The sequence below is a fragment of the uncultured Thermosynechococcus sp. genome (assembly GCF_937958135.1).
In the GTDB taxonomy this organism is placed as follows: domain Bacteria; phylum Cyanobacteriota; class Cyanobacteriia; order Thermosynechococcales; family Thermosynechococcaceae; genus Thermosynechococcus.
Map to the genome: position 1 here is coordinate 1 of NZ_CALGOG010000021.1, position 10,968 is coordinate 10,968.

Below are 10,968 nucleotides of genomic sequence, written 5' to 3' on the forward strand. Positions count from 1 at the left end.
AATTGCCACAGCCCTCCGCACGCGATCGTCGGAATCCTTGGCCAAAAGAGCAAGAATGTCGTCGGTAACGTTGGGATTTTGGACAACAGATTTGCGGACTACATAGGATTTATCCTGGGCAAGCCGTCTGAGAAGTTCCGCAGAACAATTGGGATTCGTGGCCAGACTCTCGCGCACAAAATCACACGGGTCTTGACTTAATAATGTCATGGCAGACTCCGGGGTTTTCGGGTGTCGAGCAACCAACTGACGCACCCAAAACTCCTCGTCAGAGGCAAGGACAAATAACACCTCAGCAGTCACATTGGGATTTTGTAAGACGAGTTCCCTGACTTCCCAAGAAGGACGCTTGGCCAAGTTCATTAAAGAACGAGGAGTTGGATTCCGTGAGTTCGTTAAAAGATTGGGAATTGAAGGCAATAGTTTCACCATGGGAGGTTCCCTTACGTCGATCCATTAGCCATTAGTATAGTGGATAGTCTTATCTATTGGATTATTGGATCAACGTAATAGATAAGACATGGGGAATATCCTGGCTCTGGCTCGATTGCACACACCTGCTTTCCCGGTCCTTGGTGAGATACGCTACAGTTTCAATAAAGAAAAATTCCTATGCAAGAAGCCTGTACTAGAACACCTTGGAACGTAGGAACAACCAGTCTGCTGCCGCGTTGAATGCGCGCATGGTCGCCTCAAGTGCGCAAACCTGATCAGGTTTGGGCCGCAGTTGTGTTTGCAATGTCAGCTTCATGGACGACATAATAGACGAATCATGTCTCTATAATAGATGAATCAATGCAATCTTGCGCAAAACCTTTGCCGCCACCTGTGAGTACAACTTGTCAATTTCCTTCTGCATTGCGCGTAGTGGTGACTCTCAATCCAAATGTGCCTACGGGAGTGTTGGCAAGGGATCACCCACTTGTCCCTGTACTACGCAACCTGGCGATTCAGTTGCGGTTCCGAGACTTTAGGCGGGGTGACAGTCACCCACTTGTCCCTGTACTACGCAACCTGGCAATTCAGTTGCGGTTCCGAGACTTTAGGGGGTGACAAGAAGTGCCCTGGCCCTGGAACGGATGTTCTGGGCCGCGTTCACATCTGCGTGGTCGGTGTGTCCACACTTCACGCAGCGGAATTCTGCTTGGGATGGGCGGTTGGCCTTGTCGATATGCCCGCAGCACGGGCAGGTGCGGCTCGTGTTTCTCGGATCGACAATAATCACTTCGACACCTTCACGCTTTGCCTTGTACTCAATAAAGGCGCGAAGTTGATGGAAGGCCCAACTGCTCATCCTCGCCCGCTGCGCCTTGCGAAACCGTGTCCGGCCGCGAATCCCCTTGAGGTTTTCGAGGGCGATGCCGCGTCCGTTGTCTTTGGCCTTCTTAACGAGCGATTTGGAAATCACATGGTTTATATCCCTGCGGAATCGCGCTTCACGACCTGCAAGGGATTTGAGCTTGCGCCGGATGTTCTTGGGACGCAATCCGCGCCGTTTCCGGCCGGCCGCCGCCTTCTGGAGGCTACGCCTCAGATCAAGGTTACGAGTACGGCAGGCTTCTACAACTTCGCCGCAGTATCGTATTCCATCGCTGTCCGTGGCGATGTTTGCTACCCCCAAGTCTACGCCGATGAAGTCGGTTGCCGGCGTCTTCGTGCCGTCTGGCAGTTCGATGGTTAAATGCAGAAACCATTTGCCGTCTTTGCGTCGAACGAGATCACATTGCCCCTTGGCGGCAGTAAACCGTTGGGCCTGGTAGGAGCCCATGATGAAAGGTACCTCTATCCTGCCGAAAAGCGTCAGCAGGGACACAGACCCACCCTTCACACGCTCCCCATCCACACGCTCCAGTTTTTTGAAACTCATCAGCCGTTCATCGTAGGGAATGGCTGCGAACGGACGGAAATGGGGACGCTTGGTCTTGTCGCGTTTGTACGCCTCACATACCTGAGCAATACAGCGAACCGCCATCTGCGCGGAGAGCGAGAAGCGTTCGCGCAGGGTTCGATAGAACAGCTTGTGCAACGCACGCTTATTGGCTGTCTTTCTGGTAAATGCCTCTCCTGCCAACCAGTCTGCTGCCGCGTTGAATGCGCGCATGGTCGCCTCAAGTGCGCAAACCTGATCAGGTGTGGGCAGCAGTTGCGTTTGCAATGTCAGCTTCATGGACAACATAATAGACGAATCATGTCTCTATAATAGATGAATCAATGCAATCTTGCGCAAAACCTTTGCCGCCACCTGTGAGTACAAATCGTCAACTTGATTCTGAATCTCCACCGTGCGGGCGATGGCAGCGGCTCTTACGATCTTTGAGGTACTTTTCCAGCACCTGGTAACCGCCGATTTGATATTCCCACATTTCCGTCGTGATGCCCTCGAAGTATTTATTTTTGTTAATCTCCACACGCCTGATAGCGCACAAACTCAATTTGGTTGCTACCCTGCCCTTGGTACTTGACTCCCGAAGGTGCCACTTCACGCAACAGGTGCAGGTCAATCAGTTCCTGCCCCAGGGCAGCCATTTGCTGGAAGAGGTTGCCATCCGCCGCTTGGTGCTTGCCAGATATCCGCAAATGTGATAACGTTTCCCTAAAACCATATGCTTGTCCTGCTCTCGATTTTGCTTTTGCGTTCCTCAAGCCACTCGTAAAGTCGCTGATCCGTGAGGGGTTGATAGACAGGAAGCTGCAATTCACGCGCTAATTCTGCTGCCCCCACATCGGAGAGAATGCGATCGGGACACTGTTGCAACCAATGGGCAAGATCAATGGGATTTTTTACCCGTGAGACATTGATGACACCGCTGAGACGCTGTTGCTGCCCATCCATCAGCGACGCACTCATGCGAATCTGACCATCCGATTGCAGCACAGAACCCGTCCCTGCATTAAAGCGGGGTTCATCCTCGAGGAGCCGACACCCCAAAACCACGGCTTCAATGGCCGTTGCCCCTTCTTTAAGGGATTGAACCACTTGGGTAACAATTGCATGCAGGGATCGGCGGACGGGAACAAGACCGCCTTTGTTTTGGAGCGAACTGCCGGCGCCGCCATGGAGAATAACAGTGGGTTGGGGCATCCTCAATCCTAGAAATTAAGGGAGTTCTAGCTCCAAGATACCCCGTGGGGATGGCCTAAATCCAGCGCTTTAGGCAACGGCAGCCGTTGGCATCTCCTTATACTCTGGGGTGACTTCATCCTCTGGCGTGACTTCCTCAGCATCCAGGAGTGCTTGCAGTTCTTGGATGGCTCGCTGCGTGTCTTCCACTTGACTGAGGAGCGATCGCGCGATTTTTTCACCGGAGGCGGTAGACTGCACCACTTCGCGGATGTGATGGCGAAAATGATTGGCCATTTCCTCCACCTGCTGGTTGGCCAAAACCACTTGGTTGGCCAGTTTGTTAATGGCTTCAGTAATAAAGTCAAACCCCGCCATCTGCTGGCCGCTACGACTGGCAATTAAGCCTGCTTGTACCGCAAGGTGCTTCACCTGACGGGTAATCTCCGCAATTTGATGGGTGGCTTGGTCAATAATTTCCACATCCCGCTTCAGGCGTTCGCTGAGACGATAGACGTCCGCTGTGTGCTGCGTAATTTGGTTGACGCCGATGAAGGTTTCTTGAAAGGCTTTTTGTCCCCGTTGCGAGAGCACTTGGCTAATGGAGACGAACCGCTGGTTGAGTTGGGCAATTCGCTCTGCTTGCTCGCGCACAGACCGCTCCTGCTGCTCTAGAATCTCATTCATTTGTTGGGTGCGTATTAGCTCACTTTCGAGACGCTTTGCGTACTCTTGGTTACGCTCTTTTTCCACCTTTAACTTCTCAAGAAGTTGCTGGGTATGGAGGTGCTGCTGCTGAATGAAGAGATTTTTCTTGCTCAACACTTGAGCTTGGGCAATCAGGATTGCCCGCATATCCACCAGGACTAGTTGCTTGCCTCTACGCACCACCACGGGTTCATAGACAAAGGCCGGAGGCCGACTTAAGGCCTGTTCTACAGCTTCTTCGACGGGAGTGCGCGCCATCAGGACAAGGGGAAGCACTGTGGGCGCAGCAATTTCTGGAATCAATTTGATCGGGCGCGGCAAGTAGAGATCTCGGCCAAACTGTTGACTCATCCGTTCAAAAAACTTGACCTTGGAGATCATGCCGATGACGCGATCGCGGGCCACCACCAACACGCCGGGTAGCTCAGGGCGACGTTGAAACTCATCCGCTACTTCTTCAGAGATGGTTTCAGGGGAAACTTGATAAGAAAAATAGGGTAAATCGGCCAATGTAGCGGCTGCGGACAGTTGAACATTGACTGCCTTATTCATTTTGGTGGTCCCCCAGAATAAGAATTGTTTTGGGAAAACTTTGCTTTCGTTTTACCTCACTAAAATTATCCCGACTTAAGAGTAGGAGAAAATTATTTTTTGGTTATCTTTTGGTTAAGTTTTGTTGGTACCAGCGGCAAAATGCCTGAAATCTTCGGAGAATAACAGGCTCCCCAGCCTTGGTTGAGATTTAAGAAATGGGTGTTATCTGGGATACAGTTTTTATTTGCTCGGTCTATGAATTTGCGGCATACCACTGCTCGACCTGCTGTTGAATTGCTGCTGTTTCTGCGGGGCTAAATTTATCAATATTTTTGAGAATTACATGCATGCGTCCTTGAGAATTAAGAACTTGGCGGTGGCGGGCGAGAAAGTGCCAATAAAAGAAATTAAAAGGACAGGCGCGATCGCCCACCCGTTGCTTTGGATCATAGACACACCCTTGGCAATAATTGCTCATGCGCTGAATGTAATTGGCCGAGGCGGCATAGGGCTTAGAAGCCAGCAGCCCACCATCGGCAAACAATCCCATGCCTAAGACATTGGTTTGCATGACCCAATCGTAGGCATCAATAAAGACGCTGTGGAACCAAGTTTCCACCTCTTGGGGGCACAGACCGGCAATGAGGGCAAAGTTGGCAAGAATCATCAGCCGTTGGATGTGGTGGGCATAGCCGGTGCGCTCAATTTGCTCTAGAACGTGGCGCAGACAGTTCATCGAGGTGCGATCGCTCTGCCAAAAGAAAGCCGGCAGGGGTTGCCGATGCTGAAAGAAGTTGTGCTGAACGTACTCGGCACCAAAGTAGTGGTAGAGGCCATACATATACTCCCGCCAGCCAAGGATTTGGCGAATAAACCCCTCAACGCTATTCAAGGGCAACTGCCGTTCGCGGTAGGCCTCTAGAGCAGCACTGATCACCTCCTGCGGCTGTAGGAGTCCCAAGTTCAAATAGGGGGAAAGCAAACTATGCCAAAGGGTCTCCTGCCCCACAACCATGGCATCTTGGTAGGGGCCAAACTGGGGCAAGCGGTACTCAATAAAGTTTTCCAGCGCCCGCAGGGCTTGAGTGCGAGTAACTCCCCAGTAAAAGGGTTCAATGTGACCGTAGGTGTCAAAGTTTCCTTGGCGCACAGTCTCAATCACTTCTTGCGTGATTTGATCGGGAGAAAAGTGCAGGGGCGGTGGTGGTTTGAGGTGCGTAGGCGGAGGTTGGCGATTTTCGGCATCGTAGTTCCATTTGCCCCCTACTGGCGTTTTACCCTCCATGAGAATCTGAAACCGCTGGCGACCTGCCCGGTAGAAATACTCCAAGACCAAGGTTTTGCGACCTGTGGCCCACTGCTGAAATTCTGCTTCTGACCAGAGAAAGTGATTGTTGGGCAACAACTTGATGGCACAGGGCAGGTCAAGGGTGGCAATCAGATGCCGAAAGGGGCGATCGCTGGGCTGCATGATCCTCAGCTCATGGATTCGGTGCGCTTCAACCCACTGCCGCAGTGGGGTGGCAAAGTCGGGGGCGATCGCGTAGGTCACCGGCCAACCGGCCGCTTCAAGTTCTTGGGCAAAGTGGCGCATGGCCGACCAGACAAGCACCAGTTTTTGGGCATGGTAGCGCCGCTGTTTCGCCCACCCTTGCGACTCAATGAGGATGACGGGCACAGGGCTTGCACAGCTTTGCAGGGCTGCTTGCCCCTGCCACAGTTGATCGCCTAAAACCCAAACGCCAATAGTCATCTTGACTCACGTTGTGAATAAAAACTGGGGGGAGGATGGTTTGCTACAGTCAATGTGGTTTATCTTAGTGTTCAACTGTTGCCACTGCATACGAAACTCATCATGCAAATTCGTCGGCGTCCCCCCAATCCTGTTGTGACGGTTCACAATCTCCACTACCAAGTACCGGTAGCCGATGATACCCCCCGCAATATCCTTGAAAAAATCGTTTGGCACAAGGAACAGGAGGTAGAGCAACTGCGGGAAGTGCTGCCCTTGCCAGAGTTGCAGCGCCAAGTGCTCGATGCGCCACCCGTGCGCTCCTTTTTAGAGGCTCTGCAAGCCCCCGTCACCCAACCGGCACTGATTGCCGAGGTCAAGAAAGCGTCCCCTAGTAAAGGGATTATCCGCCCCAATTTTAATCCGGTGGCGATCGCCCAAGCCTATGTTGCTGCTGGCGCGACCTGTCTTTCCGTCCTGACGGACAGTGAATTTTTTCAAGGCAGTTTTGAGTACCTTGCCCAAATTCGCCAAGTGGTGGAGGTGCCGCTACTGTGCAAGGACTTTATCCTCTACCCCTACCAGATGTTTCTGGCAAGGTTACGGGGCGCGGATGCTGTTCTCCTGATTGCGGCCATCCTCTCTGACGACGATCTGCGCTATTTCCTGCGCATTGCCCAGGGTTTAGGACTGACGGCACTGGTGGAAGTACACACGACCGAGGAAATGGAGCGGGTTTTAGGCCTTGAAGAGGTGCGCCTTGTGGGCATCAACAATCGCAATCTGACAGACTTTAGGGTTGATCTAGCCACTACTGAAAAGCTGTTGGCTACCTACGGGGCGCAATTGCGCGATCGCAACATCCTTGTGGTCAGTGAATCCGGTATTCATCAGCGCGCCGATGTGGAACGAGTCACGCAAGCGGGCGCCGCTGCCATTTTAGTGGGAGAATCCCTAATGCGCCCCCCTGCGGAGATGGCGCACCTGAGCGAGGCTGAGCAACTGCAAAAGCGAATTCAGCAGTTATTTCCAGAGTTAGCGCGCTAGGTATGCCCCTGAAGGCAATCTTGTTGGATTTCAATGGCGTGATCCTTGACGATGAGGCGATCCATGCTGCCCTCGTTGAGGAGATTCTACTGCAAGAAAATGTGCGCCCGCAGCGGGGAGAATATGACCTCTTTTGCTTAGGAAGGAGCGATCGCGCCTGCTTAGACAACCTCCTCAGTCGCCGCGGCCGGGCTGTCACTCCCGCCTATTTGGATAAACTGGTGGCACAAAAGGCAGCCGCCTACCGGGCACGCTTGGCCAGTATGGAACCATTTCCCTTCTTTGCGGGGGCGATCGCCCTGCTGGAGAAACTCCGTGCTGCCCAATTGAAAATTGCCATTGTCACCGGTGCCCTGCGCTCCGATGTCGAGTTAGCTCTTGAGCGGGGAAACCTTACTGTGGACTGCATTATCAGTGCCGAAAGCGTGGAACGGGGTAAACCCTACCCTGACCCCTATCTCCGTGCAGTTGAAACTTTGCAAGCCCTAGGGGGTGATCTCACGGCTGCTGATTGTCTGGCGATTGAGGACACCCTCGTGGGGATTCAATCTGCCCGTGAGGCCGGTGTCAAAGTTTTGGGGGTAGCGCATACCTACCCTCTCCACATGCTCCAGCGTCGCTGCCATTGGGTACTGGATCGCCTTGATCAGTTCGACCTTGAGGAAATTGCGCCGGTGTTTGAGCGCAGTACGGCTGCCACGCCCTCCATGTCCTCCTAGAGGTGTTTGATCTCAGCAATGAGTTGATTGAGCACTTCCTTGGCATCGCCAAAAAGCATCAGTGTTTTGTCTTTGTAGAACAAGTCATTGTCAATGCCGGCAAAGCCCGGATTGAGGCTGCGCTTAATCACAATTGTGTGCCGTGCCCGATCCACATCGAGAATGGGCATCCCATAGACAGGGCTACTGGGGTTGGTGCGGGCAGCGGGATTCACCACATCGTTAGCACCAATCACCAACGCCACATCCACATGCTCAAACTCTGGATTGATCTCCTCCATGTCCTTGAGTTGGGGGTAGGGGACATTGGCTTCCGCAAGCAGCACATTCATGTGGCCGGGCATGCGACCCGCAACGGGGTGAATTGCATATTTGACATCAACCCCCAGTCGCTCCAGTTGATCCGCCAGTTCTTTGACACTGTGCTGCGCTTGAGCCACCGCCATCCCATAGCCGGGGACAATGACAACGGACTTGGCGTAGCCGAGCATCATGGCACTTTCTTCAGGATCAATTGTGTGTACCGACTTCGCCGTAGCGTGGGCAGTTACCTCCCTGTTGCCAGGGGTTGCACTACCAAAGCCACTAAAGAGGACATTGGTTAAGGAGCGATTCATCGCCTTGCACATGATCTGCGTCAAAATCAGCCCCGAAGCCCCCACCAAGGCACCTGCGATAATCAGCATACTGTTGCCCACAATAAAGCCGGCGGCACTGGCAGCCAGCCCGGAAAGGGAGTTCAAGAGGGAAATCACTACGGGCATATCGGCGCCGCCAATGGGCAGGACAAAGAGTACCCCCAAACTACTGGCGATCGCCACCAAGCCCCAGAAAATCGGCAGCTGACTTGGGTCTAGCCAAACCAACCCACCGCCAACCCAAAAGGCCACCAGTAAGCCGAGGTTAATCGCCTGCTGCATCGGGAAAATGATCGGTGTCCCCGAAATCAGTCCCTGAAGTTTACCAAAGGCCACAAGGCTGCCGGTGAAGGTAACGCCCCCAATCAGCACCCCCAAGATAATTGTGACCAGTGTACCGGCGCTCAGCGGCTCACCCACGGCTACAAGGCGACAAAATTCACCAATGCTCACCAGGGCAGAGGCCGCCCCTCCGAAACCATTGAGTAACCCCACCATCTGGGGCATGGCCGTCATTTCCACTTTGTAGGCGGCAATCGCGCCAATGACACTGCCGAGGCCAATGGCTGCTAGGATGCCCGTATAACTAACAATCTGACGATCAAGGAGCGTGACCACAATCGCTATTAACATCCCCAAGGCGGCAAGGCGATTTCCTTGACGTGCCGTAGCCGGAGACCCCAGTTTTTTCAAACCGAGGATAAAAAGCGCTGCAGCGCCCAAATAGCTCAATTCTTCAGTGCGTGTTAGCCAGTCCATGGTGCCTACCGCTTAAACATCTGCAACATACGATCCGTGACCAAAAAACCGCCCACCACATTAATCGTGGCCAGCACCGTCGCAATGACTCCCAAGACCACCGTTAAGGTTGTCTGCCCACCGCCTGCCAGGAGCAGCGCCCCAATCACCGCAATGCCGGAGATAGCATTGGAGCCAGACATGAGGGGGGTATGCAGGGTGGGCGGGACTTTATGAATCACCTCAAAGCCAATGAAACTGGCCAGTACAAAAATAATCAGACCGACAAGAATGGGATCTGTCATGGAACCAACCCTCTAGGGAAATTTCTAAACTGTTTTGGCCAAGGTTTGGGCAGGATGCAGCAGTTGCAGTACCCGTGGGTTGCGTACCTGCCCTTCATGGGTGATACAAGCGGCATCAATAATGTCATCGCCAAAGTTCAACACCAATTCCCCCTTGGGGGCAAGGTACTTCAGGAGCGCTGAAATGTTTTTGGCATACATTTGACTGGCATGCATGGCCATTGTCGAGGGCAGGTTGATTGGACCAATAATGGTGACCCGCTGATGACAAATGGCGCGCCCGGGTTCGGTGCAGGCACAGTTGCCCCCCTGCTCAGCGGCTAAATCCACAATGACTGAACCGGGTTTCATGCTGGCCACCATGCGTTCTGTTACCAAAAGAGGGGCAGGTTTACCAGGGACTTGCGCGGTGGTAATGACCACATCGGCACTGTGGACGTGGGTAGCGATCGCCTCTTGGGTTTTGTGCTTCGCCACTTCAGACACCTCTTTGGCATAGCCACCGGCAGCAACGGTATCCTCCTCAAGGTTGACTTCCACAAACTTGGCACCGAGGCTTTGCACCTCTTCCTTGACCGCCGGGCGAATATCAAAGGCTTCAACCACAGCCCCCAAACGCCGGGCGGTGGCGATCGCCTGCAAGCCAGCTACCCCTGCGCCAATGACAAAGACCTTGGCCGGGGGAATTGTACCGGCCGCCGTCGTCAGCATTGGAAAAAAGCGGGGCAAATGGGACGCCGCCAATAACACCGCTGCATAGCCTGCTACCGCCGCTTGGGAGGATAGGGCATCCATACTCTGGGCACGACTTGTACGGGGAATACACTCAAGGGCAAAGGCAGTAATCTGTCGCTCTGCTAAGTGCTGCATTTGCCATGGATTCCCTAGGGGATTGAGAAAACCAATTAGCGTTGTACCGGGGCGAATCCACTCCACCTCGCGATCGCGGAGCGGGCTAACCTTGAGCAGCACATCCACACCGCCCCAGACCTCTTCAATGGAGTAACCAATTTCCGCACCTGCGGCACGGTAGTCATCATCGCTGTAGTGCGCCATATCTCCTGCGCCGGACTCCACACAGAGGTGATACCCCTGCTGCACCAGCTTGGCAACAACTTCGGGAATCAGGGCGACCCGTTGTTCACCCACTTCGCGTTCCTTAACGACCCCAACTTTCATAGGCACTCTTGGATAGGGTTTGCAGTCTTTACAGAACAATTCTTTTGGTGTGCTCATCAGGGCATTTTTTTATAACAGCCCGACACCGTCACAACACATTCACACGCTGTCCTGTACTGATCCTCAACCTACTGCGATCCCCCTAGGAATGCGAGGAAATGTCAGCATTTCGTAGGGGTTCTCCACAAGTCTTATGATCCCCGGTAATGTTTGTAACAAATGTTGACACTATCACTGAGGACTTTTACTTAATTACCCCTTTTCATCCTTTTGGATGATCGCTAAACCTGTGATTAATTTGGGATCA

At 53.2% G+C, this 10,968-nt stretch carries 11 protein-coding genes and 1 pseudogene; 2 read left to right on the forward strand and 10 right to left on the reverse strand.

The annotated features are described in order from the left end of the window. The 7 genes and pseudogenes from Q0711_RS03075 to Q0711_RS03100 all read right to left on the reverse strand — a co-directional run. A partial coding sequence (locus Q0711_RS03075; RefSeq protein ID WP_299041542.1) for a HEAT repeat domain-containing protein occupies positions 1-432 on the reverse strand: 432 nt, incomplete at its 3' end. A 610-nt stretch (positions 433-1,042) separates the two neighbouring features. Continuing rightward, the gene (locus Q0711_RS03080) at positions 1,043-2,167 is read right to left on the reverse strand and encodes a transposase (protein ID WP_299041544.1); all 1,125 of its coding nucleotides are present in this window, start codon (positions 2,165-2,167) and stop codon (positions 1,043-1,045) included. A 91-nt stretch (positions 2,168-2,258) separates the two neighbouring features. Continuing rightward, positions 2,259-2,363 (reverse strand): hypothetical protein, encoded by a 105-nt coding sequence (locus Q0711_RS11630; RefSeq protein ID WP_366519080.1) that lies wholly within the window; start codon positions 2,361-2,363, stop codon positions 2,259-2,261. A gap of 34 nt (positions 2,364-2,397) precedes the next feature. After that, complete coding sequence (locus Q0711_RS03085; RefSeq protein ID WP_298617025.1) at positions 2,398-2,577, reverse strand: hypothetical protein; 180 nt, start codon at positions 2,575-2,577, stop codon at positions 2,398-2,400. Positions 2,578-2,626: 49 nt separating this feature from the next. After that, positions 2,627-3,082 (reverse strand): annotated as a pseudogene (locus Q0711_RS03090) (isoaspartyl peptidase/L-asparaginase); the annotation flags it as partial. 69 nt (positions 3,083-3,151) lie between these two features. After that, positions 3,152-4,321 (reverse strand): hypothetical protein, encoded by a 1,170-nt coding sequence (locus Q0711_RS03095; protein WP_298617023.1) that lies wholly within the window; start codon positions 4,319-4,321, stop codon positions 3,152-3,154. A 235-nt stretch (positions 4,322-4,556) separates the two neighbouring features. Continuing rightward, positions 4,557-6,056 (reverse strand): cryptochrome/photolyase family protein, encoded by a 1,500-nt coding sequence (locus tag Q0711_RS03100; RefSeq protein ID WP_298976375.1) that lies wholly within the window; start codon positions 6,054-6,056, stop codon positions 4,557-4,559. A 102-nt stretch (positions 6,057-6,158) separates the two neighbouring features. On the opposite strand from Q0711_RS03100, the gene trpC reads away from it, so the two are divergent. Beyond that, the gene (trpC, locus tag Q0711_RS03105; RefSeq protein ID WP_298616253.1) at positions 6,159-7,082 is read left to right on the forward strand and encodes an indole-3-glycerol phosphate synthase TrpC; all 924 of its coding nucleotides are present in this window, start codon (positions 6,159-6,161) and stop codon (positions 7,080-7,082) included. A 2-nt stretch (positions 7,083-7,084) separates the two neighbouring features. Then, complete coding sequence (locus tag Q0711_RS03110; RefSeq protein WP_298617020.1) at positions 7,085-7,801, forward strand: HAD family phosphatase; 717 nt, start codon at positions 7,085-7,087, stop codon at positions 7,799-7,801. Here the strand turns inward: Q0711_RS03110 and Q0711_RS03115 are convergent. From Q0711_RS03115 to Q0711_RS03125, 3 genes are read right to left on the reverse strand one after another with little or no spacing between them, the layout of a single operon-like run. Continuing rightward, a complete protein-coding gene (locus Q0711_RS03115) occupies positions 7,798-9,198 on the reverse strand; it encodes an NAD(P)(+) transhydrogenase (Re/Si-specific) subunit beta (protein ID WP_298616233.1) in 1,401 nt (466 codons plus the stop codon). The genes Q0711_RS03110 and Q0711_RS03115 overlap by 4 nt on opposite strands. A 5-nt stretch (positions 9,199-9,203) precedes the next feature. Continuing rightward, positions 9,204-9,482, reverse strand: a complete 279-nt coding sequence (locus Q0711_RS03120) for an NAD(P) transhydrogenase subunit alpha (protein WP_298616235.1) — start codon at positions 9,480-9,482, stop codon at positions 9,204-9,206. Positions 9,483-9,506: 24 nt separating this feature from the next. Further along, on the reverse strand, positions 9,507-10,661 hold the full coding sequence (locus Q0711_RS03125; protein ID WP_298616237.1) for a Re/Si-specific NAD(P)(+) transhydrogenase subunit alpha: 1,155 nt from the start codon (positions 10,659-10,661) through the stop codon (positions 9,507-9,509). Between the last annotated feature and the right edge of the window lie 307 nt (positions 10,662-10,968).

What these genes read in the sequence shown, in the direction of transcription:
- trpC (WP_298616253.1), top strand. Translation starts at nt 6,159, where the DNA reads ATGCAAATTCGTCGGCGTCCCCCCAATCCTGTTGTGACGGTTCACAAT.
- Q0711_RS03110 (WP_298617020.1), top strand. Translation starts at nt 7,085, where the DNA reads ATGCCCCTGAAGGCAATCTTGTTGGATTTCAATGGCGTGATCCTTGAC.
- Q0711_RS03080 (WP_299041544.1), bottom strand. Translation starts at nt 2,167, where the DNA reads ATGAAGCTGACATTGCAAACGCAACTGCTGCCCACACCTGATCAGGTT.
- Q0711_RS03120 (WP_298616235.1), bottom strand. Translation starts at nt 9,482, where the DNA reads ATGACAGATCCCATTCTTGTCGGTCTGATTATTTTTGTACTGGCCAGT.
- Q0711_RS03115 (WP_298616233.1), bottom strand. Translation starts at nt 9,198, where the DNA reads ATGGACTGGCTAACACGCACTGAAGAATTGAGCTATTTGGGCGCTGCA.
- Q0711_RS03095 (WP_298617023.1), bottom strand. Translation starts at nt 4,321, where the DNA reads ATGAATAAGGCAGTCAATGTTCAACTGTCCGCAGCCGCTACATTGGCC.
- Q0711_RS03100 (WP_298976375.1), bottom strand. Translation starts at nt 6,056, where the DNA reads ATGACTATTGGCGTTTGGGTTTTAGGCGATCAACTGTGGCAGGGGCAA.
- Q0711_RS03125 (WP_298616237.1), bottom strand. Translation starts at nt 10,661, where the DNA reads ATGAAAGTTGGGGTCGTTAAGGAACGCGAAGTGGGTGAACAACGGGTC.
- Q0711_RS11630 (WP_366519080.1), bottom strand. Translation starts at nt 2,363, where the DNA reads ATGTGGGAATATCAAATCGGCGGTTACCAGGTGCTGGAAAAGTACCTC.